General features: G+C 59.2%; 20 protein-coding genes. 10 read left to right on the forward strand and 10 right to left on the reverse strand.

Annotation, left to right across the window (positions count from 1 at the left end; all coding sequences use genetic code 11):
• Positions 1-48 precede the first annotated feature (48 nt).
• From ABLN94_RS20425 to ABLN94_RS20455, 7 genes are all read right to left on the reverse strand, one after another.
• Positions 49-3,114, reverse strand: a complete 3,066-nt coding sequence (locus tag ABLN94_RS20425; RefSeq protein ID WP_352995939.1) for an aminotransferase class III-fold pyridoxal phosphate-dependent enzyme — start codon at positions 3,112-3,114, stop codon at positions 49-51.
• Positions 3,115-3,221: 107 nt separating this feature from the next.
• Positions 3,222-4,145, reverse strand: coding sequence for an NAD(P)-dependent oxidoreductase (locus ABLN94_RS20430; RefSeq protein ID WP_417750538.1), 924 nt, complete (start codon positions 4,143-4,145; stop codon positions 3,222-3,224).
• A 47-nt stretch (positions 4,146-4,192) separates the two neighbouring features.
• The gene (gene cueR / locus ABLN94_RS20435) at positions 4,193-4,582 is read right to left on the reverse strand and encodes a Cu(I)-responsive transcriptional regulator (RefSeq protein WP_170491733.1); all 390 of its coding nucleotides are present in this window, start codon (positions 4,580-4,582) and stop codon (positions 4,193-4,195) included.
• Positions 4,579-7,053, reverse strand: coding sequence for a heavy metal translocating P-type ATPase (locus ABLN94_RS20440; protein WP_352995943.1), 2,475 nt, complete (start codon positions 7,051-7,053; stop codon positions 4,579-4,581). Before ABLN94_RS20440 ends, cueR begins: the two co-directional genes overlap by 4 nt.
• 100 nt (positions 7,054-7,153) lie before the next feature.
• Complete coding sequence (locus ABLN94_RS20445) at positions 7,154-7,315, reverse strand: hypothetical protein (protein ID WP_352995945.1); 162 nt, start codon at positions 7,313-7,315, stop codon at positions 7,154-7,156.
• A gap of 50 nt (positions 7,316-7,365) precedes the next feature.
• The gene (locus ABLN94_RS20450; protein ID WP_352995946.1) at positions 7,366-7,986 is read right to left on the reverse strand and encodes a pyridoxamine 5'-phosphate oxidase family protein; all 621 of its coding nucleotides are present in this window, start codon (positions 7,984-7,986) and stop codon (positions 7,366-7,368) included.
• An 11-nt stretch (positions 7,987-7,997) separates the two neighbouring features.
• The gene (locus tag ABLN94_RS20455) at positions 7,998-8,477 is read right to left on the reverse strand and encodes a nuclear transport factor 2 family protein (protein ID WP_352995948.1); all 480 of its coding nucleotides are present in this window, start codon (positions 8,475-8,477) and stop codon (positions 7,998-8,000) included.
• 243 nt (positions 8,478-8,720) lie between these two features.
• Here ABLN94_RS20455 and ABLN94_RS20460 point away from each other — a divergent pair, with 243 nt between their 5' ends.
• Together ABLN94_RS20460 and ABLN94_RS20465 are read left to right on the forward strand one after the other, a co-directional pair.
• Positions 8,721-9,284: a TetR/AcrR family transcriptional regulator gene (locus ABLN94_RS20460; protein ID WP_352995950.1), complete on the forward strand. Its 564-nt coding sequence runs from the start codon at positions 8,721-8,723 to the stop codon at positions 9,282-9,284.
• 97 nt (positions 9,285-9,381) lie between these two features.
• A complete protein-coding gene (locus ABLN94_RS20465) occupies positions 9,382-10,539 on the forward strand; it encodes an acyl-CoA dehydrogenase family protein (RefSeq protein WP_352995952.1) in 1,158 nt (385 codons plus the stop codon).
• Between the two features lie 69 nt (positions 10,540-10,608).
• On the opposite strand, the gene ABLN94_RS20470 is transcribed toward ABLN94_RS20465, so the two are convergent.
• Positions 10,609-11,514, reverse strand: coding sequence for a LysR substrate-binding domain-containing protein (locus ABLN94_RS20470; RefSeq protein WP_352995954.1), 906 nt, complete (start codon positions 11,512-11,514; stop codon positions 10,609-10,611).
• 161 nt (positions 11,515-11,675) lie between these two features.
• Here ABLN94_RS20470 and ABLN94_RS20475 point away from each other — a divergent pair, with 161 nt between their 5' ends.
• Genes ABLN94_RS20475 through ABLN94_RS20485 form a run of 3 tightly spaced genes read left to right on the forward strand, consistent with a single transcriptional unit; the run spans position 11,676 to position 16,210 of the window.
• Positions 11,676-13,868: a dehydrogenase E1 component subunit alpha/beta gene (locus ABLN94_RS20475; protein WP_352995955.1), complete on the forward strand. Its 2,193-nt coding sequence runs from the start codon at positions 11,676-11,678 to the stop codon at positions 13,866-13,868.
• Positions 13,865-14,899 carry an ACP S-malonyltransferase gene (locus ABLN94_RS20480; RefSeq protein ID WP_352995957.1) on the forward strand — a complete coding sequence of 345 codons (1,035 nt, stop codon included), beginning with the start codon at positions 13,865-13,867 and terminating at the stop codon, positions 14,897-14,899. The genes ABLN94_RS20475 and ABLN94_RS20480 overlap by 4 nt, the downstream gene beginning before the upstream one ends.
• A gap of 39 nt (positions 14,900-14,938) precedes the next feature.
• Positions 14,939-16,210: an NAD(P)/FAD-dependent oxidoreductase gene (locus ABLN94_RS20485; protein WP_352995959.1), complete on the forward strand. Its 1,272-nt coding sequence runs from the start codon at positions 14,939-14,941 to the stop codon at positions 16,208-16,210.
• A gap of 19 nt (positions 16,211-16,229) precedes the next feature.
• On the opposite strand, the gene ABLN94_RS20490 is transcribed toward ABLN94_RS20485, so the two are convergent.
• Entirely contained in the window at positions 16,230-17,132 is a 903-nt protein-coding gene (locus ABLN94_RS20490; RefSeq protein WP_352995961.1) for a LysR family transcriptional regulator, read from the reverse strand.
• A gap of 75 nt (positions 17,133-17,207) precedes the next feature.
• Here ABLN94_RS20490 and ABLN94_RS20495 point away from each other — a divergent pair, with 75 nt between their 5' ends.
• The 5 genes from ABLN94_RS20495 (at position 17,208) to ABLN94_RS20515 (ending at position 24,384) form a co-directional block, all read left to right on the forward strand.
• Complete coding sequence (locus ABLN94_RS20495; protein ID WP_352995963.1) at positions 17,208-20,420, forward strand: reductive dehalogenase; 3,213 nt, start codon at positions 17,208-17,210, stop codon at positions 20,418-20,420.
• A 128-nt stretch (positions 20,421-20,548) separates the two neighbouring features.
• Entirely contained in the window at positions 20,549-21,415 is an 867-nt protein-coding gene (locus tag ABLN94_RS20500) for an FAD binding domain-containing protein (RefSeq protein ID WP_352995964.1), read from the forward strand.
• Positions 21,412-21,891, forward strand: a complete 480-nt coding sequence (locus tag ABLN94_RS20505) for a (2Fe-2S)-binding protein (protein WP_170491697.1) — start codon at positions 21,412-21,414, stop codon at positions 21,889-21,891. The genes ABLN94_RS20500 and ABLN94_RS20505 overlap by 4 nt, the downstream gene beginning before the upstream one ends.
• On the forward strand, positions 21,891-24,146 hold the full coding sequence (locus ABLN94_RS20510; protein WP_352995965.1) for a xanthine dehydrogenase family protein molybdopterin-binding subunit: 2,256 nt from the start codon (positions 21,891-21,893) through the stop codon (positions 24,144-24,146). The genes ABLN94_RS20505 and ABLN94_RS20510 overlap by 1 nt, the downstream gene beginning before the upstream one ends.
• Entirely contained in the window at positions 24,139-24,384 is a 246-nt protein-coding gene (locus ABLN94_RS20515) for a MoaD/ThiS family protein (protein ID WP_352995967.1), read from the forward strand. The genes ABLN94_RS20510 and ABLN94_RS20515 overlap by 8 nt, the downstream gene beginning before the upstream one ends.
• On the opposite strand, the gene ABLN94_RS20520 is transcribed toward ABLN94_RS20515, so the two are convergent.
• Positions 24,381-25,085 carry a lysophospholipid acyltransferase family protein gene (locus tag ABLN94_RS20520; RefSeq protein ID WP_352995969.1) on the reverse strand — a complete coding sequence of 235 codons (705 nt, stop codon included), beginning with the start codon at positions 25,083-25,085 and terminating at the stop codon, positions 24,381-24,383. The two genes, ABLN94_RS20515 and ABLN94_RS20520, sit on opposite strands and share 4 nt — an antisense overlap.
• Positions 25,086-25,191 lie beyond the last annotated feature (106 nt).

The raw sequence follows: 25,191 nt of genomic DNA on the forward strand, positions 1-25,191 counted from the left end.
CGAAAACAATACCCCGGTGCTCAATTGGCGGCGGGGTTTTGTATTTTGTCAGCAGCACCCACACCCTGCGTGATGATGGTGATGGTCGCAGACCGGAGGAGGGCTATGGTCACCTACCTCAGTCAGCACGTCCCGCAGCGCCCAGAGGATCATGTCGACATCCTCGGCCTCGATCGTCAGTGGCGGGCGGATTTTCAGGATATTGTCCTTTGGCCCTTCGCTGCCGATCAGAATGCGGTGATCACGCATGCGGTTCTTGATGTATTTACAGATCTCGGTGCCTTCCGAGCCGTCGGAGTTGATCAATTCTACCCCCAGAAACAGCCCCATGCCGCGCACATCGCCAACGCAACCAAACTCGGATTCAATTTTGTGCAGGCCGTCCATCAGGCGTGTACCCATTTCGCGGGCGTTCTCCTGAAGCCCTTCGTCATCGACGATGTCCAGAACCTCTTTGCCGATCCGGCAGGATAGGGTCGAGCCGCCAAAGGTCGAGAAGAACTCGATCCCGTTGTCGAAGCTCCGGGCAATTTCCTTTGTAGTCACCAGCACGCCCAGCGGGTGTCCGTTGCCGATGGGCTTTCCCATGACAACGATATCCGGCAACGCACTTTGATGTTCGAAGCCGAAATAGTACTCGCCCAAACGTCCCAACCCGGTCTGTACTTCATCCGCGATGCAGACACCGCCCGCAGCGCGGATTTTCTCATAAACCGCAGGCAAGTAGCCCTTGGGGGGAATGATCTGACCGCCGACCGAAGGAAACGTCTCGGCGATGAAACCGGCCACGTCCTGACCCTTGCTCTGCAAGGCAGCAACCGCTCTATCCACCAAATCGGCGTATTTCTGAGCGCGGTCCGGATCATCGCGTTTGAAAGACCCACGGTAGTCGTCCGCAACCTCGACCAGTTCGACCCAATCCGCCTGTCCAACACCACCCGGCTTGTTGAACTTATAGGCCGAGATTGCAACGGCAGCGTTTGTATTGCCGTGATAGCCATGATCGGGGGTCACTATCCCGTTGGCGCCGGTATGAGCCCGGGCCAACCGCAGGGCCAGTTCATTGGCCTCTGTGCCCGAGTTGACGAAGAAGCAGACCTCGAAGTGGTTCGGCAGTTTCGATAGCACCTTGTCGGCAAAGGCCGTTTGTGCCGGATGCAGATAACGGGTGTTCGAGTTCATCCGCTTCAGCTGATCGGCCGCCACCGCTTGGATGCGCGGATGCGCGTGACCCACATGGGGGACGTTGTTGTATGCGTCCAGATATGGACGGCCCCATTCGTCGAATAAGTGGTGTTTCCAGCCCCTTACCAACATGACTGGATCATCATAGGTCAGGCTGAGATTGCTGCCGAAATGATCGTGCCGGCCCTGCAGGATCGTTTGCTTGTCTGTCGGGCGGTAGAACACCTTGTCGTCCGGCAGGTTCAACATCGCCGCAGGGTTGGGGCAGACGGCGTGCCATAGCTCCATCTCATCCGGATCGCCGACACCGGGCCAGTCGGTCTGCATCCCGTCCGTTGTCAGAGCAAGTTGGAAATGCACATGTGGTGCCCAGCCTCCGTTTTGGCTGGCGTCACCCAACCGTGCAAAGGCCGCGCCCTGCGCCACCGGGTCGCCCGGTTTCAACCGGTCACAGACCTCAGGGTCCAGATGCCCATAGAGTGTATAGAATGGATCACCTTCGGGCGTTTCATGGTGCAGGATCACAACGCCGCCATAGTCCAGATGGGCATCCCTGTTTTCGACCGCTTCGACCCGACCACTCATCGGCGAGTGCAGCACAGTACCTGCGAGGGCGAACACATCCACAGCCAGATGCACCGTGCGCCGGTCCGAGGCTTTCCATGGCCCCTTGCGGAACCCAGGCTCGGCATAGATCAGGCGTGGTTCATTGTAGTAGCCGAGCCAGAGCCCCTCACCGAATTCTTCACCTACTCGCGCGGCTTCTTCCAGCGGCATATGGAACGGGTTTTGCGGCCATGTCGAGTTTTCAACCGATAGCGAGCCCATAGGCACATCGCTAAGGTCCTGAGCGAACATCGGGGCGAACTGACCGCGGTGCTCGGACAGATAAGCGTGGATGCGCTCGGCCCCGTCCGTGACAGGCAGGCCACAGGCCGCGCGCAGCCGCGCCGACATCAGGTCGCCATTCACACCCGTATTTTCCAGGAACCGCCAAGCGGGTCCCTGACTGATCGTCACATAGGGGTCGTCCGGGTTCTCAACGGCCATGAGGGTCGAGTTCACAACGGAGACTGCCAACCGCATTCGCAGCGACGGCCAGATCAGATCGATCTCATCGGGACGCAACCGGTTGGCCGCGTGATACCCGCGCACCAATGCCGTCAGCGCGCGTTCGGGTTTTGGGTGGTCCAAAACGATATAGGCGCCTGAAATTGCCAGATCACAGACGCGCGGCGCCGCGCACATATCACCCAGATCAATCAGGCCCGAGATGCTCTGGCGCTGCCCCAACTCACCTTCGACCAGTATGTTGTAGTCATTGGCGTCATTGTGGATCGCCTGCTTGGGCAAGCCTGTCAGAAGACCCGATATTGCCTCAAACCTATCGCATATTTCTGACAGCAAGCCCCGACGAGCAGGATCGGCGATCACATCCAGTCGATCCGAGATCCAACCCGCCTGAGTCAGATCCCACTTAAACTCGGCACGATGCAACCCGTTGTGGGTAAACCGTTCCAGCGCCTTGTCGGTTGCGCCCAGAACACGGCCCAGTTTCAGGATCAATTCTTCGGATTTGGGTGCGGTCTTTGCATAGCACTGCCCTGGAAGGCATTCGAGCAGCCAGGCCAGCCGCCCGCGCCCCTCCGGGTCGGTGATCTCTGGCAGCAGCGCTCCGTTCAGGTCCGGGTAGACCTGGGGAAAGGGCAAGCCCGGCGCCTCACCCGCAATATGGGCCAGCGCCTTGACCTGAAGGTCGACGAATTCCGCTTCGCACCCTGCGCGCATGACCTTCAGCACGTAATCCTGGCCATTGGTGGCCCGAACCATGAAGTTCAGGTCATACTCGCCATCCAGCCGCGTCAATTTGGCGTCCAGCCCCCAATGCGCGCGCAGGGCACCTGCCCAGAATTCCGTCATGTCGCTCATCCGATTCCCTGTCCTTCTGTCATCGGGACCCCCTTCATCTGGCTTAAAATATCCTCGGGGGTGAATTGGCCCTACGGGCCAAGAGGGGGCAGACAGCCCCTTTATTGTCAGTCCAACGCGCGCAACCGTTTGAACAACGAGGATGTGTCCCACCGGCCACCGCCCAGCTTCTGCACATCCTTGTAAAACTGATCGACCAACGCCGTCAGAGGCAGCGACGCCCCGTTGTCATTTGCCTCATCCAGGCAGATTCCAAGGTCCTTGCGCATCCAGTCCACCGCAAAGCCATAGTCGAAATGATCGTCCAGCATCGTCTCGTGCCGGTTCACCATCTGCCAACTGCCGGCAGCGCCTTGACTGATCACTTCAACCACCGCGCGACCATCCAGCCCGGCTTTCTCGGCGAAATGCAGCGCTTCGCTCAGACCCTGAACCACACCAGCTATGGCGATCTGGTTGCTCATCTTGGTGAGCTGCCCTGCACCGCTTTCACCGATCCGGCGGCAGATTTTCGAATACACCTGCATCACTGGCTCGGCTGTGTCATAGGCGGCTTGATCACCGCCGCACATGATCGACAGAACACCGTTTTCCGCCCCAGCCTGGCCACCCGAAATCGGGGCGTCGACAAAGGCGACCCCCTGAGCCTTGGCGACGTCGTAAAGTTCATAGGTCACTTTGGCCGAGACCGTGGTGTGATCGACAAAGATCGCGCCCTCAGACATGCCGTGAAACGCCCCGCCTTCACCTGTGCATACGTTGCGCAGGTCGTCGTCATTGCCCACACAAGCAAGAACGATCTCGGCCCCTTTGGCGGCTTCTTCTGGGGTCTTGCCCATAGCGCCGCCATGTTCGGCAACCCATGCTTCTGCCTTGGATGTCGTACGATTATAGACGGTAACCTGATGCCCTGCGGCCTGCAGGTGGCCTGCCATAGGGTAGCCCATGACGCCCAGACCCAGAAACGCGACTTTTGTCATATTGGTGATCCTCTCTGCTGCCTGCGCCCATCTCGTTTTGGAAGGCTGAATTTTCAGTCAGAGACAAAGCAAAGCCACGCGCAAAGAGCAACCCCGCGTCAGGTTTTGCCACCCAAATCCTGCAGGATCGGACAATCCGGCCGGTCATCCCCGGCGCAAGCGTCGATCAGATGACCCAGCGTGTCACGCATTGCATTGAGATCGGCGATCTTGGCCTCGATCTGCGCCAGATGGGCACGAGCAACCTTTTTGACATCGGCACTGGCGCGGGTTTCGTCTTCGTACAGCGCCATCAGGGTGCGGCAATCTTCGATCGTGAACCCCAATGCACGCGCACGGCCCAGAAAATTCAGCTTGTGCACATCCTGATCGCGGAAACGGCGATAGCCGTTGGCGTCGCGCATCGGTTTGATCAGACTGATATCTTCGTAATACCGGATCGTCTTGGCAGGCAGACCGGTCCGGGTTGCCACGTCTCCAATATTCATGTCGTCACCGTTTGATTTACCTGATTTTGGGTCTCGTCCGGCAGGCTCGCCCGCACCCGCCGAAGACGCAGCGCGTTCGAGACAACAAACACGCTGGATAAGGCCATGGCCCCGGCAGCGAGCGCAGGGGATAAAAGATGGCCACTGAACGGGTACAGCACACCTGCGGCAACAGGGATCAGCAGGATGTTGTAACCAAAGGCCCAACCAAGGTTCTGGCGGATATTGCGCATGGTTCTGCGGCTGATTTCGACCGCATTGGCTACACCACGCAGATCGCCGGACATCAGCACCACATCCGCCGTTTCAATCGCTACATCGGTCCCGGTGCCGATGGCGACGCCTATATCCGCCGCCGCCAGCGCCGGAGCGTCGTTGATGCCATCCCCGACAAAGGCAAGAGTACCGAACTGATCGCGCAAAGCGGTGATTGCGGCCAGTTTACCGTCCGGCAGAACCTCGGCTGTGACATGGTCGATGCCCAACCTGTCGGCCAGTGCCTGGGCGGTACGCGCATTGTCGCCAGTCACCATAGCCAGTTTTAGGCCCATCGCGTGCAGACGCTCCAACGCCTGTTGCGTGCCGGGTTTCACCGGATCCGAGACCGCGAGCATCGCTGCTGCCTGACCATCTATCGCAACGAACAAGGGTGTCGCGCCTTCTTTAGCGCGCTGGTCGGCTTCGGTCGTCAGAGCGGTCAATTCGATGCCGTTCTGTGCCATCAGGCGGGGTGAGCCGATCAGAACATCGCGCCCTTCCACCTTAGCCCGAACGCCCAACCCAGTGAGGGACTCAAACTGGGATGGATTAGGCAATTCCGCTGGTCCCGCGCGTGTGATCGCATTGGCAATCGGGTGTTCCGAGCGCGCTTCGACCGCCGCAGCCAGCCGTAGCACCGTGTCGCGTTCAAAACCATCTACCGTAGAGACATTCTCCAACTCGGGCCGTCCCAACGTCAGCGTTCCGGTCTTGTCCAAGGCGATAACCCTGGCCTCCTGCAATTGCTGTAGTGCATCGCCCTTGCGGAAAAGCACGCCCAGCTCTGCCGCCCGGCCGGTACCCACCATAATCGAAGTCGGTGTCGCGAGCCCCATAGCGCAGGGGCAGGCGATGATCAGGACCGAGACGCCCGTGACCAAGGCCATCGGCAGCGCGGGCGAAGGACCAAAGATCAGCCAAACAGCGATTGTCAGCAGCGCGACGGCGATTACAACCGGCACGAACCTCGCGGTGATACGGTCAACCAGCCCTTGAATCGGCAGCTTGGCCCCCTGTGCTTGCTCAACCATCCGGATGACTTGCGCCAATACCGTATCGGACCCAACCCTTGTGGCGCGCATGCGCAGTGCTCCGGTGCCGTTCACCGTGCCGCCGACAACTTGGTCTAAGGGTGACTTGCCAACGGGTACAGGCTCGCCCGTGATCATGCTTTCGTCGACGTACGAGGTGCCTTCCAGCACGTCGCCATCCACAGGGACCCGTTCACCAGGGCGGATCTGTAGAATGTCGCCAACTGTTATATCGGCAATCGGGCGGTCGATTGTACGCCCATCCACCTCAACCCGCGCGGTTTTGGGTTGGAGCCCCACCAATTTGCGGATTGCGGCCCCGGTTCGGCCTTTGGCACGTGCCTCCATCCCCCGGCCCAGCAAGATAAGGACCACGATGACCGAGGCGGCCTCGAAATACACATTGGCGCTGCCGGGCGGCAGGATCTGCGGCGCAAAGGTGGCCGTGACCGAGAACAGGTATGCCGCCCCCGTGCCCAAAGCCACAAGCGCGTTCATATCCGGAGATCCGTGCAGCAAAGAAGGGATGCCTTTGGCATAGAATACCCGCCCCGGCCCCAGCAATAGCACCGAGGTCAGTGCGAACTGGATCAGATGGCTGGTTTGCGTCCCGATGGTGGCCTGTACCCAGTGGTGGAAAGCAGGGATCATATGACCGCCCATCTCGAGCACGAACACAGGCAGCGCCAGAACGGCCGCAATCACCGTCGCGCGTGTGAGGATGTGGGCCTCTTTGGTTCGGTCGTCTGGAGCATCGGTGGCCATGTTCGCCACGCGTGCCGGATAGCCGATATCTGTACAGAGCTGAGCCAGCGCCTGCGGATCGGTGACGCCGTCGACATAAGTGACTTGGGCGCTTTCGGTGGCCAGATTAACTTGGGCTTCAACCACCGATGGGGCGGAGGTCAACGCCCGCTCGATTTTTGACACGCACGAGGCACAGTTCATCCCGCCGATACTAAGGGTCGTTTTCCGGACCTCTGCCGGATAGCCCACGTGGGTCAAGGCATCGACCAGTGCGCCGATCTCACCGTCATAAGTGACATGTGCAGTCTCGGTTGCGAAGTTGACCGAGGCGTCAGACACACCCGGCACATCGTGCAGTGCGGTCTCCACGCGCCCGACGCAGGAGGCGCACCCCATGCCATTAATTTTCAACTGTATTGCCTGTGGCGTGGCCATCCGACTCATCCTGTGTCTTCTTACACCCTCCAAATGAGGGTTCCAGTCACGGGAAGGTCAAGGGGTCATGTCAGAATTCTGCGCAATCCGGCTAAGCCTGTCAGTTGTTCGAAATGCGTTCCAGCAGCAGTGAATCGTATGACACGGGCGGGGAGGTGCGCACAGACTGCGGCGAGGCAAAGAAAGCTACCATCATGGCCGCGATCAACAAAACAGCCCCAATCAGACATAAGCTGACAACATTCAAAGCAGATCGCAGCATGGGCGGGGCTCCTCATTTCTGCTGTGCCCGTTAGTCCGGCGCAGCGGGGGTCAGGTGTATTTGGTCAATTCTTGCTTCAGCTTTTCGTTTTCGGCTTGAAGCTGCGCCAATTGCTTTCCAAGCGCGTTCAGGTGCGGGCGCAACTCGGCTTCGGTAAAGCGCGGCGTGATGTGGCGCGGGCAGTTCCAGTCCAGCGCGTCCACCCGGATCACGGCTGCGCGCTCGGCGGGGGCTTCCGCCCCTTCGGGGTAAAGGCTGGATGCGGCGGTCTCACCTTCGGTGAATTCGACCCGCCCCAGAATCTTGAGACGCCGCTGATTGGCATAATCCATCAGGATCAGGGCGATACGGTCATTCCCGTCCAAATTTCCGCGCGAGATATACTGTTTGTTGCCCGAGAAATCGGCGTACCCAATGGTCTGCGGACCAAGCACCTTCAGAAACCCGACCGGCCCGCCGCGATATTGCACATAGGGCCAGCCGGTCTCGGATACGGTGGACTGATAGAACCCGTCGCGTGCCTCGATAAATGCCTTTTCCGTCGGGCCGATCTGGTGGCCTTGTTGTGGGCCATCCTCGACGAATTTCGCGTAGGTCTTGGCCGAACCCATCCTCTCCTGATGCGCGCGGACGGCAGGGGTGAAGGTCAGTTCGGAAAAGGCGCGCGGCATATCTTGTCCTTTCAGAGCCCCAGATCAGACAGGCCGGGATGGTCATCAGGGCGTGGGCCTTGTGTCCAGTGGAACAAGCGGTCTTCTTCGGGAATCGGCAGATCGTTCAGTGAGGCGTGCCGTTTGGCCATCCGGCCATCCTCGGCAAATTCCCAATTCTCATTGCCATAGGAGCGAAACCATTGGCCGCTGTCGTCGCGCCATTCATAAGCATAGCGCACGGCGATACGGTTGCCGGAATAAGCCCACAGTTCCTTGATTAGCCGATACTCCAGCTCTTTGTTCCACTTCCGGGTGAGAAAGGCGTGGATATCGGCGTGACCGCTGAGGAACTCCGCACGATTCCTCCATTCGCTGTCCTCGGTATAGGCCGGGGTCACTACATCCGCGTCGCGGCTGTTCCAGGCGTTTTCGGCCATGCGGACCTTTTGGACCGCGGTTTCCTGCGAGAACGGCGGCAGCGGAGGGCGGCTGATCGCGTGGTCCTTCATGTCAACGCTGCCGCAATCAAAGCCAGGGTCAAAAGGATTGGGACATACTGGGGAGAGATAAGGCTGGCACGGCGTCGCATCAGATTGCTCCAAGGTTGACAGATCGGTACATCTTATGGTCAATGTGTACTGATCGGTAAACTTTTGCAAGTCTTATTTTGAGTTCAATGCCGAGCTCGCTTGAAGGTTGTAGTTCAGTGCGATGTTCATTATGTACTGATCTGTACACTTAGGAGCCGATTTATGCGCCCCAACAAACGCGACGAGCTGGTTCGCAAGGCCTTGCAGGTCTTTTACCGCGACGGGTTTCACGCCACCGGAATGGACAAACTGGTGGTGGAAACGGGTGTGTCCAAGACCTCGATGTACAAACATTTCCGCACCAAAGAGGATTTGATTCTGGCGGCCCTGCAGTTGCGGGACGAAAGCTTCCGCGAAGATTTCCTGCGCCGTATCGGCGAGATGTCGGATTCCCCGGCGGGTCAGCTGTTGGCCAGTTTCGACGTGCTCGGCGAATGGTTTCAGGAAGAAGAGTATCGTGGCTGCATGTTCATAAAAGCCGGAGCAGAGTTTCAGGAGCGGGATCACCCGATCCACAAGCAATCGGCCGAACACAAACGGATCATGCTGGATCACTTCACCGATTTGGCGCGTCAGGCCGGAGTGCGTGAGCCGGAACATCTGGCCTGTCAGATTCTGTTGTTGCAGGAAGGTGCAATTGTGACTGCGGTTTTCCTGAAATCCTGTGACCCGGCGCGAGATGCCAAGGCGGCCGCGCAAGTTCTGTTGGACTCCGCGCTGGCATGAGCATTGAAAGGACGTTGCGTTACAGCGCCTTGGGCGCATTGGATTGTGCGGACACCCCAGCTACTTTGATCGGGAAGAGACTTGGGGAGGGTGCCGCATGCCGTTATTTACCACGACCGCAGCTTGGGTGACCGAGGAACATCAGATGTTCGCTGAAATGGCGGACCGATTCATTGAAGATGAACTGGTGCCCAATATCGACCGCTGGAACGAGAACGGCGTCGTCGATCGTGACTTCTGGCACAAGGCCGGGGAAATGGGACTGATGGCCGGGGCGATCCCCGAGGCATTTGGCGGTGTCGGCGGTGGAATTGGTTTTGATGCAGTCACGCTGTACGCGCAATCTTCACACGGGGATTGCGGCTGGGGCTACGCGATCCAGTCTATCGTGACCCACTACATCACCGCTTACGGCAGCGAGGACCAAAAGCAGAAATGGTTGCCAAAATTGGCTTCGGGCGAAATGATCGGCGCGTTGGCGATGACTGAGCCTGGAACCGGATCGGATGTGCAATCCATTCGCACGACCGCTGACAAGGACGGAAACTCATACCGTCTTAACGGGTCCAAGATATTCATTACCAATGGACAGTCGGCGGACTTGATCCTTGTGGCCTGCAAAACCGACAAGTCGCAGGGCTCCAAAGGCGTATCTTTGGTCGCTGTCGAAACGGAGGGAGCCGAAGGGTTCCGCAAGGGTCGAAATCTCAAGAAGTTGGGAATGAAGGCCAACGACACGGCTGAACTGTTCTTTGAAGACGTCAAAGTGCCGATGACCAACCTTCTGGGCGCGGAAGAGGGGCAAGGTTTCTATCAGATGATGAACCAACTGCCATGGGAGCGTTTGACCATCGGCATTGGGGCGCTGGGCGCGATCGACTTCGCCATTGCCGAAACAGTGAAGTACACACAGGAGCGCAAGGCGTTCGGCCAGCGTGTGATGGATTTCCAGAACACGCGGTTCAAGTTGGCTGAATGCAAGACCAAGGCTGAGGTTCTGCGAAGCTTTGTCAATGACTGCATCGCACGGCTGGAGGCGGGCACCTTGGATGCGGCAACAGCGTCGATGGTGAAATATTGGGGCTCGGAAGTTCAGAATGAGATCATGCATGAATGCCTTCAGCTGTTCGGCGGTTATGGGTTCATGATGGAATACCCGATTGCGCGTCTTTACGCGGATGCGCGGGTTCAGATGATCTATGGCGGAACCAATGAGATCATGAAGGAACTCATCGCCCGGTCGATCGACACTTAAACAACTCAGGGAAACTCCCCCTGCCGTCCGCAGGACGCAAGGCCGAAGGCCGCGCAGAATCTCGGCAGCTCATTGTTTAGGGCTCGGGGCGTGGTCAATTTGTCCTTGTAGCCAAACACGGAATGATCTGAGCGGTTCGGATTCCGCACGGGATTGCGGCCAGACAAGATAGAAATCCCCGAGGCTCACGCCCGGGCCGTGCCATGCGAGAACAAGGCGGCCTGCTGCAAGGTCGGCTTCGATCAGGTAACTTGGCAGCAATGCCACGCCAAGCCCATGAATCGTGGCCTGCCCCATGGTCGAAAACTGATCGAACAGCATTCCATGTATTCCAGAAACCTCACGGCCTTGCGCGGAGAACCACTTCTCCCAGGCATCGGGGCGCGTTTCGAGATGAAGCAATGGGGCCTCTGTCAGCCATCCAATGTCTTCGGCATTTTCGGGCAGTAAATCTGGTGAGCAGACCGGCAGCACGTCTTCGCGCATGATTGGCATGTAATTCACCCCAGCCCAGTCTTGCTGCCCGAAATGGATGGCGGCATCAAAGTGTTCTGTTTCAAAATCGAAGGGGCGCAGACGTGTATTAAGATTCACAGTGACTTCGGGGTGGCGGCGCGCAAAATCCTGCAGGCGTGGAGCCAACCAATGCATTCCGAACGCAGGCAGGATCGACAGATATAGAGATCCGCCGGTCGGGTTGGCCTTTAGCTTCAGCGACGCCTGCGCTAGCTGGGTCAGCGCCTGTCTCGCGACCTGAACATACTCCTGCGCTGCTGGTGTAAGGTGCAAACGCATCTGGCTGCGTTGGATCAGGTCGACGCCCAGTTGTTCTTCCATCGACTTGAGCTGACGGCTGATCGCGCTTTGCGTCAATGACAGTTCTTCGGCGGCGGCTGAGGCGCTGCCAAGACGATCGACGGCCTCAAGCGCCAGCAAAGAGGGGATCGAGGGCAAGAACCGACGTGGGGCAATCATATGACAAATCCTCATACCTTTCCGATGGAATATCACTGGCATTTGTGATGTGCCAGACCGATACAAAAACAGGCATTTCTTTTGGATGACCGATTGAGAATCTGCTTGGTATCCAAGATGAAATTGCCCCAAGTTACGATAAGAAGATCAGGAAACAGGCCATGGATCGCGCTCAGATCGTTCACGAAAACTTCCTGGCCCGGGTGGCGAAAGGCGATTTTCCCGAAGGTGCGGAGCCTCTGTCGGGGCTGACCAACACCGATGCGGTGTCGCTTTATCGATCGCAAGTCCTGAGCCGGGCGCTGGACCGTACCAGCCGGGCAATGCAGAAAGCGGGGCAGGGGTTTTATACCATCGGCTCGTCCGGGCATGAGGGGATGGCTGCCGTTGCCCATGCGCTGCGCCCGACTGACATTGCCTTTCTCCACTACCGGGATGCCGCGTTTCAGATCGCCCGGGCTGAACAAGTGCCCGGCCAACAGATCGCCTGGGACATGCTGCTGAGCTTTGCGTGTTCGAAAGAGGACCCAACTTCAGGCGGGCGGCACAAAGTGCTTGGTTCCAAGGCGCTGATGATCCCGCCGCAAACCTCGACCATTGCCAGCCACCTGCCTAAGGCGGTTGGCGCGGCATACAGTCTGGGTGCAGCCCGGCGGCATGACCCCGAGCACCGTGAATTGCCCGAGGATGGGATAGCAATGTGTTCCTTCGGGGATGCCTCGGCCAACCATTCGACGGCGCAAGGGGCGATCAACACGGCTGGGTGGACCAGTGTTCAATCGACACCGCTGCCGCTTTTGTTCGTCTGTGAGGATAACGGGATTGGTATTTCGGTAAAAACGCCGAAGGGCTGGATACAAGCTTCGATGGAGCATCGCCCCGGCATCAAGTATTTTCAGGCCAATGGTCTGGATATCTATGAGACATACGCGGTGGCTCGGGAGGCTGCCGATTTCGTACGGACACGCCGCAAACCTGCCTTCCTGCACTTAAAGACGGTGCGCCTCTATGGTCACGCGGGTGCGGATGTGCCGACTACCTACCTGTCGAAATCCGAAGTCGAGGCTGATGAAGCCAATGACCCTCTATTGCACACGGTACGGCTGTTGGATCAGGCAGGAGCACTGGCCCCGGGTCAGGCGTTGAAAATCTACACCGACACTTGTGCCCGTACCGATCGCATCGCAGCCGAGGCCGCCACCCGCCCGCATCTGGCCAATGCGTCCGAAGTGATGGCCAGCCTGATCCCGCCAAAGCGTGTGTGCAATCCCACCAACGGCCCCAGTGCCGAGGCGCGTGCGGATGTTTTTGGCGGTGACATGCGCGCTATGAGCGAGCCGCAACCCATGAGCCGTCTAATCAATTGGGCGCTGACCGATCTGATGCTGAAACATACTGAGATCGTTTGCATGGGTGAGGACGTGGGCCGTAAGGGGGGCGTTTATGGCGTGACCCAGAAACTGCAACAGCGTTTCGGACCGGACCGGGTGATCGACACGCTTCTGGACGAGCAGTCCATTCTTGGGCTCGCGATTGGTATGGGCCACAATGGGTTCATCCCAATCCCCGAAATTCAATTCCTCGCTTATCTGCACAATGCCGAGGATCTGATAAGGGGTGAGGCGGCGACCCTGCCGTTTTTCTCGAACGGGCAGTTCACCAACCCAATGGTGCTGCGGATTGCCGGTCTGGGTTATCAGAAAGGGTTTGGCGGGCATTTCCACAACGACAACTCTCTGGCCGTGCTGCGCGACATTCCGGGTGTGATCATCGCTTGCCCGTCAACCGGAGCCGACGCGGCGCAGATGCTACGAGAATGCGTGCGGCTGGCGCGGGAAGAGCAGCGGGTGGTGGTGTTTCTAGAACCCATCGCCCTCTACCCGATGCGAGACTTGCATGAAGCGCAGGATGGTGGGTGGATGACTACCTATCCCTCACCCGATCAGCGTATCGCGCTGGGTGAGGTTGGCGTGCATGGAGACGGTACTGATTTGGCGATCGTGACCTACGGGAATGGGCACTACCTTTCGAAACAGTCGTTGCCCGAGTTGGAAGCGGCCGGTGTGAAAACCCGGATCATCGACATGCGATGGCTAGCGCCTCTGCCCGTCGATGCTCTGCGTGAGGCCACCAAGCCATGTGCACATGTTCTGGTCGTTGATGAATGCCGCCGCACCGGCAGCCAGTCCGAGGCGTTGATGACGTTCTTCGCTGAAGAAAGTCCGACGATCCCGACCGCGCGTGTTGTGGCCGAGGACTGCTTTATCGCGACTGGTCCGGCCTACGCCGCTCCGCTGCCCTCCAAGGACGGAATCGTTGCCGCTGCGCTGAAGCTGACCGGAGACCGCACATGACCCGCACAGCTGTTCTGATCTGCCCCGGTCGAGGCACCTACAACAAACCCGAACTGGGATATTTGCACCGTCACCACGCTCAGCGGATGGATTTGTTCCACAGTTTTGACGCTATCCGCACGGAGACGGGACAGGAGGCCGTGACAGCATTGGACGGTGCCAGCCGGTACGCGGTAAGCAAATACTCGCGCGGCGATGTAGCGTCGCCCCTGATCTATGCGGCATCGCTGAGCGACGCACAGGCTTTGGCAGACGATATTGAGGTGGTTGCGGTCACTGGTAATTCTATGGGCTGGTACACCGCCTTGGCTGCAGGTGGCGCGCTATCACCGCAGGGCGGGTTCCGCGTTGTGAATACGATGGGCACGCTTATGCAGGAACAACTGATTGGCGGGCAGTTGGTTTACCCGTTTGTTGGTGACAATTGGCAGAATGACGCCACTCGGAAGGTCGAATTGCTGGCAGATATAGCGCAGATCAACGCGACGAATGGTTGTGATCTGGCGCTGTCAATCGATCTGGGCGGGATGTTGGTTCTGGCCGGGAATGAGGCGGGATTGGCGGCATTCGAAGTGTCTCAGCCCGTGGTTCAGGAACGATTCCCGATGCGGCTGGCAAACCACGCCGCGTTTCACACCTCCTTGCAGGCCCCGGTCGCTGCAGAAGGGCGGGCGAGGCTGAGCCTGGACTTGTTTGGTCAACCCGAGTTTCCGCTGATCGACGGGCGCGGTAAAATCTGGTGGCCGGGTGCGACGGACACGCGGGCGCTGTGGGGCTATACACTGGGCCATCAGGTGACCGAGACCTATGACTTCACCCGCGCCATCCAGACGGCGGCACATGAATTCGCCCCTGACCTGTTCATCGTGACTGGGCCGGGCGCTACTTTGGGCGGGGCAGTGGCGCAGTCACTTGTTCTGGTCAATTGGAAGGGATTGTCGGACAAGGCAGCGTTTCAGGCGCAGCAGGAAGTGGAGCCTTTCTTGATCGCAATGGGCCGGGATGATCAAAGGGCGCTTGTAACCGGCTGACCCCGCGCTGATGATCCGCGAAAATTCAAGGAGCCCTCTGTGAGCGACCACGATCAGTCCCTTTGGCTAAAAACCTGCCGGGAGCATGCCGAGACATGTCCTTTGACTGACGAGACTTCGGTAGATCTGGCAGTAATTGGCGGTGGTTATACTGGTTGCTCCGCGGCCCTGACGGCGGCGCGGGCCGGGGCATCGGTATGTCTGCTTGAGGCGCATGAGATCGGGCACGGCGGCTCGGGCCGAAATGTCGGATTAGCTAATGCTGGACTTTGGTTGCCGCCTGACGAGATCCGCGCCCATCTGGGTGAGGAAGCCGGGGACCGGCTGATCTCTCTTTTGGCAGGGGCGCCTGCGGACGTTTTTGACCTAATTGAGCGGCATGGTATCGATTGTGAACCAGTAAGAAACGGGACACTGCATTGCGCGCATTCCGGGTCAGGACTGCGCGCAATGCAGGCGCGCCACACGCAGCTGATGGCCTCGGGGGCGCCGGTAGAGCTGTTGTCTGCCGTACAAACCACATACCGCACCGGTAGCGCGCGGTTTCACGGGGCTCTGTTCGACCCGCGCGCGGGGACAATCCAGCCGCTGGGCTATGTCCGGGGTCTGGCTCGCGCCGCTGCTGAGGCCGGAGCGCGCATTGTCTCTCAATGCCCTGTTGAAACCATGCAGCACGAGGATGGTATTTGGATGCTGAATACCCCTCAGGGCAGGGTGCGCGCAAAATCTGTGATTCAAGCGACAAATGCCTACCATCAGGGTCTTCACGCCTCGACCCCCGACTACGTGCCTGTCTACTACTTCCAGTTCTCCACCGCGCCACTGTCGGAGAACCTGCGTGCGAGTATTCTGCCGGGTGGAGAGGGGTGCTGGGATACAGGTCTGATCATGACCTCGTTCCGCATGGATGCTGAGGGCCGACTGGTTATCGGCGCAATGGGTGATCTGGGGCAGGCGGGCCGTTTGATCCACACGGCCTGGATTCGTCGCAAGCTGTCCGAACTTTTTCCGCAGCTTGCCGATCAGCCGTTGATCGAGGGGTGGCACGGGCGAATTGCAATGACCTCGGACCACCTTCCCAAGATTACCCAGATCGGCCTCAATGCCTATTCGGTGCACGGGTATTCTGGTCGGGGCATTGGGCCAGGCACTGTTTTCGGCCGGATGGTCGCCGAAAGCCTGCTGAACGAAGATCCCTCCCTGTTGCCAGTCCCGGCGGTTTCCGACTACCACGAAAACTGGACCGGACTGCGGCGCGCTTATTTCGAGACGGGTGCAGCCCTGACGCACTTCATCAAGGCGCGGTTTTGATATCTGATAGTGATGGCCGTCAGTCCTGTAGTGTTGCAGCTACGGCCTCAATCCGTGCGCGCAGCCAGCGATGGGCGGGATCATTGGCCAAACGCTGATGCCAAACCATGTAGATTGAAACAGGCTCACACTCGAATGGAAGCGGCGCGCAATCCAGCGCTGCCAGTGGCCCTTTTTTCATCAGCGCCGTGTCGGTCGAGATCAAGTCGCTCCTCTTCACGAAAGACGAGATCGCGTTGAAATTAGGCAAGGCTACGATGGGCGGCCTGATCTGGCTTTGGTCCACGCCACGCATCACCATGCGCGAACTGCGCCCGTCGGCGAAGCGAACCTCTACATGTTCGGTTTGGCAATAACTTTGCCAACTGTCCGGCGGGTCGCGATGGTCTGAGTCGTAAAAGATCATAAGCGGACTGGTCAGTACGCGTTTCTGGAAAATATCCGGCCCGTCGGGAGGGAGCGGGGTTAGCATCAACTGGCACCTGTCACTGCGCAACAGATCCGGGTCGGGGACGCCAGACGGGATGAAGCCCAGCCGCAATCGCACACCCTCGGACCGAAGCGCACGTAGTAGCGGCGGAAAAATCAGCTCGCGTGGCATGTCGTTGGTGGCAATCTGGATGCTGATCTCTTCTGCCTGCGGATCAAACGGGCGGTCATCAGTCAGCGCCCGCATCCCGTCCAAAACGCGCTGTACGGGCTCTTTCAAAGACAGGGCGCGTTCGGTTGGTGTCAAGCCTTGCCCCGAGCGCACGAACAGCGGGTCGCCAAGCACCTGCCGCAGCTTGGCCAGCGTATGGCTGATCGCAGATTGCGTCACGCCCAGCCGGTCGGCAGCTTTCGAGACCGAACTTTCCTCGAGGATTGTCAGGAATGTGCGGAGGATTTTGCCATCCAAGTCGGTGAAATCAGTTTTGCTCATATCATCTATGACTAGTCATGAATGGATTTGCTGTCCACGGCGCATTAGGTGACACTCAGATACAGGAGGCGCACGATGGGACTTCGCTTTTTCTCGGACAAGAACAGACCTGTCCATATGGGGCGTTACCCATTGGAGCGTTTGGCGCGGCAGCCCCGGATGCCAGACCTGTCGTTGGTGACGCCCATGTCGCAGCTAAGCTTCCATCGACCGGAACAACCGGAAAGTATCGTCAACGCAATGGGTGAGTTTCAAGCGATGTTGGACACCATCCGCGATGGGTTCGTGAATCCCGTGGAGTCGGAAATCCCTGAAGACCCTTTAGAGCGTGCCAACCACCTCAAGGCATTTGGCTATTTCAATGATGCGTCCATGATGGGCTGCGGTCCGCTGCCGCCCGAAGCGTTGCTGGCCAATACCCGACGAAACCCCGATATCGACCGTCTGGCTCATGCGCTGAAAACGCGGCAAACCAAGACTCTCGCCTCTGGCATCGACCTGATCATGGCCGATCTGAAAGAAAGCATGGAGACCGCGCCCAGGCCGATGAACACGCATCGCCATGCCATCGTCTTTCTTTATGAATATAACCGCGACCCGAGCCATGACGAACCTGGCGCGGACTGGATCAAGAACGCTCAGGACCACCGCGCCTGTCTGCTGGCAACCGAGAATGCGGTGGTGATAGCCAACTATATCCGCTTACTGGGGTTTGACGCACGGGCGCATTCGTCGATGTCGTCCGAAGTGGATTTGGGGCGATTGGCAGTTGCAGCGGGGCTGGCCTCGGCAGAGGGTGGTGACGTCGTGGCTCCGTGGCTGGGCAAGCGGTTCGGTCTGGCGGCCGTTACGACGGAGATGGAGATCGCGCATGACCAACCCCTGCGTCCCATGGCACAGCAACCGTGGTTTCGTACACAAGGTCCGGCGTGGTGGTTGGGAACGGGGTTTGCGAAGAACGCGTTGAACCGGGACGCCTACGCTAAACGTCGCTATGTGGACGGGGCGCACCCGTTCGAGAAACTCAAGCGGGTTGAGGCACCAACCACCTATATTGATGAGGAAAACGTAGCCCGCGTCCCGAAACGCGCCGATATGTTCGCGCGGGCTCAATTCGGGGATATGGGTAAGTCACTACAGGATGGGGCTAAGGGTGGCCACTACGTGCGAAAAGCGGCCCCCAGTTGCGCCCAACGCCGCGCGCTGGGCGCGTTTGTCCTGTTGCAGGATGGGGAGAGTGCGGACGTTGCGCCTCCCACCAATGCCACCCGCAACGCAGCAAATATCAAGGCGGCGAGCTATTTTCTGGGGGTAGATGCGGTGGGTCTCAGCCGATGCCCAGACTGGGCGTGGTACTCGCATGATGCGACTGGGGAAGAGATCACACCGCCCCACGATCAGGCCATCAGCATGATCATCGACCAGGGATATGAAACGATGGAGGGTGCTAGCGGCGACGATTGGATCAGTGTCGCCCAGTCCATGCGCGCCTATCTGCGGTTCTCGCTATTGGGTGGTGTGATCGCGCAGCAGATCAGAAACCTCGGGTACAAGGCCAAAGCCCATACAGTGATGGACGGAGAGGTGTTGCAGCCGCCCTTGTTGCTCTTGTCCGGGTTGGGGGAGGTCAGCCGGATCGGTGAGGTTATCCTGAACCCCTATCTCGGCCCGCGGTTGAAATCCGGTGCGGTCACGACCGATATGCCGATGGAACATGACAAGCCGATTGATTTCGGCCTGCAGAGCTTTTGCGAAAGCTGCAACAAATGTGCCCGCGAGTGCCCCTCGGGCGCGATAACCGCTGGCCCGAAGTTGATGTTTAACGGCTATGAGATCTGGAAATCCGACAGCCAGAAATGCGCGACGTATCGAGTGACCACTCCGGGTGGTGCGATGTGCGGGCGGTGCATGAAGACCTGTCCTTGGAACCTTGAAGGCATCTTTTCGGAAACTCCATTCCGCTGGGCGGCAATGAACATTCCGTCCGCGGCGCCAGCTTTGGCGCGCTTGGATGACGCCGTCGGGAATGGTGGGTTAAATGAGACCAAGAAATGGTGGTGGGATATTGAATTGCAGTCCGACGGAGCCTATCGCCACTCAGAACATCCGCTGAACCGGCGTGGCCTTCAGACCGATCTGGACCTGAAATACGAAGACCAGACCTTGGCGGTTTACCCGGCCTATCTGGCACCGCATCCGTGGCCCTATCCCTTTGCCATGGACCGTGAAGCCGGGATTGCGGCTTATCAGGCGATGGTGACGGCCGAGGAGTACAAGGCCCGCAAAGCTGCCGGTGATATGTCGGTGATCCACCGTTACACTATCGCGGGTAATGCGCCGGTGATACGGGTAGAATTGACCAAGGTCGACAAGATGACGTCGGACGTGACCAAGTACGAATTCTCGGCCCTCGACAGCACGCCCTTGCCGGGTTGGACCGCAGGGGCGCATCTGGACGTGTTGGTTGCGCCGGAATTCCTGCGGCAGTACTCGATGTCCGGCGATCCCTCGGACCGGTCGACCTATCAGATCGGCGTGCTGCGCGAGGATGAGGGGCGCGGGGGCTCCGCCCTGTTGCACCGCATCTTCACTGAAGGGCGAAAGGTCTTTGTCTCGAAGCCCATCAACCATTTCGAATTGGATGAGACCGCGACCAAGACCTTCCTGATGGGAGGGGGGATCGGCATCACTCCGATGATCGCCTTCGCCCATCGTCTGCACGCCTTGGGTAAGCCATTCGAACTGCACTATTCCGCCAGCACCCGCATGGGTGCCGGATATCTGGACGATCTGGCTGCTGCGCCTTGGGCGGACCACGTGCACTATCACTTCTCGGATGAGGGCTCGCGGGCCGAATTAGAGGCGATCCTGTCGGGCTATCAGGACGGCTGGCATGTCTATACCTGCGGACCGGACCGCTTCATGGATGGGGTCATGCAGGCGGCTGAGCGGCAGGGCTTTCCCGAGGACGCACGGCATTTGGAGTACTTCTCGGTTCCCGAACAGCCCGACTATGAAAATCACCCGTTTACTCTGAGACTGGCAAGATCGGGACGCGAAGTGACGGTGCCTGAGGGTAAAGACGCCGCGCAAGTGCTGAATGAGGCGGGCATTCACGTGGACGTGAAATGCGCAGACGGCATCTGCGGCGTCTGCAAATGCAGTGTGATTTCCGGCGACATTGAGCATCGCGATTTTGTCCTGTCGAACAAGCAGCGCGAGGGCGCGATGATCCTCTGCCAAAGCCGCGCGGCGCAGCCCGAAGGCGTGATTGAGATCGACCTGTGATATAAGGTCTGGAAACGACATCAGATAACGCAAAAATTGGTCGTTCCAGCCATGGACGCGGCCATGTTGCTGCACTAACGTCCCCTGCGAACCCCAGTGAATCCTGATCAACAGGTGCGAGGTATTTCATGGATTATCACAGCCCCGCCAGCTTTGCCGAAGCCTCGGCGCTGGCAGCGAACGCGACGGGCATCACACGGTTTTTGGCAGGCGGCACGGATGTTCTGGTGCAGCTGCGCTCGGAATTGGTGACGCCCGATACGCTGATCGACATCAAGAAGATCGCCGGTGTGCGCGATATTGATCAAAACGCCGATGGCAGTTGGACGCTGGGCGTCGCCGCCACCGGAGCGGAAATGAGCGAGCACCCAGAGCTGGGCCGCGACTGGCCCGGTGTCGTTGAGGCGATGGACCTGATTGGATCAACTCAGGTGCAGGGGCGCGCGACACTGACCGGCAACCTGTGCAACGGCTCTCCGGCTGCGGATTCGGTTCCGGCAATGGTTGCTGCGGGTGTGACCGTTACAGTGACCGGCCCGGAAGGTGATCGCGAGGTGGCTGTCGAGGATATCCCCACCGGCCCGGGCAAGACGTCTCTGGCTAAGGGAGAGCTGATTTCGGCTGTTCACATCCCAGCACGCGGAGATAACGGAGGCGATGCGTATCTGCGCTTTATCCCCCGGACCGAGATGGATATCGCCGTGGTTGGCGTTGGCGTCAGCCTGCGTCTGGATGGTGATACCGTCTCCGAGGCGCGCGTATCGCTGGGTGCTGTCGCCCCGACGGTTCTGCTGGTCGAAGACTGCGCCAAGGCCATTATCGGCAGCGCTCTGGATGAGGCCGCGCTTGATGCGCTGGCTGCTGCGGCGTCCGCCGCCTGCAATCCGATCGATGACAAACGCGGCACCATCGTGTTCCGCACCGAGGTCGCTGGCGTGCTGGCCAAGCGCGCCGCTAAAATCGCCTATGCCCGTGCCAAGGGAGAAGACGTATGAGCAAGCTGCACGTATCCACTACAGTGAACGGGGACTCGGTCGAATACCTGTGCGACCCGCGCGAAACCCTGCTGGATTGTCTGCGCGACAAGTTGAACCTGACCGGTGCGAAAGAAGGCTGCGGTACCGGCGATTGCGGTGCCTGTTCGGTTACTGTTGATGGTCGCCTAGTCTGCTCCTGTCTGATGTTGGGCGTTGAGGCCGAAGGTAAGACAATCGAAACCGTCGAAGGCATCGCGGATGGCGACGTGCTGCATCCGTTGCAGAAAAAGTTCATTGAACACGCCGCGCTGCAGTGTGGCATCTGCACTCCGGGTATTTTGGTGGCGGCAAAGTCCCTGCTGGAAAAGAACCCAAACCCCACCGAAGAGGAAACCCGGTATTGGCTGGCAGGCAACCTCTGCCGTTGCACCGGTTATGACAAGATCATTCGTGCCGTGATGGAAACGGCAGAAGAGCTGCGGGAGGCTTCGTAATGGCACTCGACGATCGCAAATCCGACTTCACCTTTGTCGGTACCCGCCCGAACCGCCCTGACGGGTTAGACAAGGTCACTGGCCGCGCCAAATTCGGGGCCGATGCTTATGCGCCCGGAATGCTGCACGGGGCCATCCTGCGCTCGCCCCACGCCCATGCGCGGATCGTGAAAATCGACACGTCGATGGCCGAAGCGCATAAGGACGTCAAGGCGGTCGTCACTCGGGCAGATTTCGCCGACGTGCCGTTCAAGCCGGGTCTGGAAGGCGAGTTCTGGAACGTGTTGGAGAACGTCATGGCGGGCGAAAAGGCCCTCTATGATGGTCATGCAGTAGCGGCTGTTGCGGCAACGTCGACGCTGGCCGCGCGTGATGCGTTGAAACTGATCGAGGTTGAATACGAGGTCTTGCCGCACGTCACCGACGTGGACAAAGCGATGGCCTCTGACGCGCCCGTCATTCGCGAGGGCGCAGCTGACTACTCCGTGCCCAAAGGGATGCACCCGAACGTTGTGCGGTATCACGAAAGCGGTCACGGAGATGTTGAAGTCGGCTTTGCCGAAGCTGATCTGGTCATCGAAGACAGCTTCGTCACGGAGGCGACTCACCAAGGCTATATCGAACCGCACGCCTGTCTGGGCATGCTGGGCAATGACGGCAAGGGCGAGCTTTGGTGTACCACGCAGGGCCACTGGATCGCGCAGAAAACCTGCGCCGCGCTGCTGGGCATCGAAACCTCGCAACTGCGCGTTACTGCGTCTGAGATCGGCGGCGGTTTTGGCGGCAAAACCACCGTGTTTATCGAACCCGTCGCGCTGGCGCTCAGCCGTAAGGCCAATCGTCCTGTCAAGATTGTGATGAGCCGGTCCGAGGTCTTCCGCGCCACCGGTCCGACCGCATCTGCTTCGATGGATGTGAAAATCGGCATGAAGAAAGACGGCACCATCTCGGCTGCGCAAGGCGTGTTCCGCCTTCAGGGAGGTGCGTTCCCCGGTGCACCGGGTGATATGACCGCCATGTGCGCTTTTGCGCCCTACAACCTGACCAACGTCAAGCAGATCGGCTATGACGTCATGGCTAACCGTCCGAAACAGGCCGCCTACCGCGCGCCGGGCGCGCCAATGGGCGCCTTTGCGGTCGAGTCGGTGATTGACGAGTTGTGCAAGAAACTGGGCCTCGATCCGATCGAAGTTCGCCTGAAAAACGCGGCGCATGAAGGCACCAAGGCCAGCTATGGCCCGACTTACGAACGCATTGGTCTCGTCGAAACGCTGGAGGCTGCCAAGGCGCACCCGCATTACTCGGCCCCGCTGAAACCGGGGCAGGGGCGCGGGATTTCCTGCGGCTTCTGGTTCAACCACGGCGGCGAGACATCGGTGTCACTGGCCCTGTCCGAGGATGGCTCGGCGCAGCTGATGGTCGGTACACCGGATATTGGCGGCTCGCGCGCGTCCATGGCGCTGATGGCGGCTGAGGTTCTCGGTATTCCATACGAGAACATCCGCGTGACCGTCGCCGATACTGCGACGCTGGGGTATAACGACGTTAGCCACGGCTCGCGCGTGACTTATGCGTCGGGATTGGCAACCATCAAGGCAGCACGCCACGCGGTCGAGCAGCTGTGTGCCCGTGCGGCAGCCAGCTGGGGGATTCCGGCGGACGCGGTGAAATGGGAAAACGGCTGCGCTGTGCCGTCAGGCCCCAATGCGGGCGATTTCGATCCGCGCCCGCTGGCCGACATCACTGCGCATATGGGGGCGACCGGCGGCCCGATCTCGGGCCACTTTGAGGCGACGCCAGAAGGTGCAGGCGTTTCCTTCGGCACCCATATCGTTGACGCCGAGGTCGACCCTGAAACTGGCAAAACCTCGATTACCCGCTATACAGTCATTCAAGACGCCGGTAAGGCAATCCACCCAACCTATGTGGAAGGCCAGTATCAGGGCGGTGCTGCGCAAGGCATCGGCTGGGCGCTGAACGAGGAGTATATCTATAGCGATGACGGACGCCTGCAGAACTCGATCTTCCTCGACTATCGCATCCCGGTCGCCAGTGACTTGCCGATGATCGACACAGTGATTGTCGAAGTGCCCAACCCCGGCCACCCGTTCGGTGTACGTGGCGTGGGTGAGACGGGAATCGTGCCGCCCTTGGCCGCCATTGCCAACGCGGTGTCGCACGCGGCCGGTGTTCGTATGAAGCAATTGCCGATGTCACCGCCCCGCATTCTGGCGGCGCTCAAGGACAATGGTTGAGGTTCACCTCTGGTCCGGCCTCCGGTCTTTGACCGGGGGCCAGCAAGTGGTGGAGGTTGAGGCCAAAACCACCGGTGAGTTGCTGCGTGAACTGGTTCGGGTCCATCCGCAGCTACAGGGGCCGATTGACGCCGGAGTCTCTGTGGCCATCGATGGAAGGGTTATTGCCAGTGGGTTAACCGAACCGATACCCAAAGGCAGCGAAGTCTATCTGATGCAACGCCTGAGAGGTGGTTAAGCCTCAGGCGACCACGGCTCGCGCCCCACCATGCGGTCAGCTTCTGCGGTGATGTCGTTCATATGCTGTTCGAGGCTGAGACGCAGCTCTTCGATCTGTTCTTCTGAGGCTTTGCGCGGCACGGTTTCAGTCCATTCTCGACACAGGAAAACGCCCTCGTTCCGCCAAGGGCGTGGCATCAGAAGCCGATCCCATGTACCGGCCTCACGCCCATGCTGCGCAGAAAAGGTGATCCCGAAGACCCGCTTGCCCGAGGTGCGGGCCCAGATCAGAGGCACGGTCTTGGACACCCTCTCGGGGCCGCGAGGTCCATCCGCGGCGATACCGATCGAAATACCCTGTTTTATCTTGCCCAAGACTTCGCGCGACAGAGCGACATGGCGCTTTTTGCTGGCCATGGCGATAGTATCCATGCCGAACTGCTGCTGCACCCGACCTACCATGCTGCCCGCCCGTGCGGACGAGGTAATCGAGCAGATCTGCCCCTTGTCCAGTGGAAAGAAATAGGGCGACTGCGCCAACCGTTGATGCCACAAAACCACGATGACCGGCTCGCCATCGTCGATAAGCTGGTCCAGCTCTTCATACCCGATGCGTTGCCATTTGGTGTTGCGATTGACCATCCGGATATAGCTGGCGATCCTCCGCGCCACCCAGTTCAGAACGGCTTCGCTGTCAGCTATCTTTTTGCGGATACTCACGGATGGGGTTCCTCGTACTGGCCAAACCGTGTCTTATAGAACTCAACGCCGTGCGCAACTTGTTTGTCGAATGCATTAGTTGCGCGGAATCTGAAAAAGCCTCTTG

This window comes from Ruegeria sp. SCP11, assembly GCF_040329455.1.
Taxonomy (GTDB): domain Bacteria; phylum Pseudomonadota; class Alphaproteobacteria; order Rhodobacterales; family Rhodobacteraceae; genus Ruegeria; species Ruegeria atlantica_E.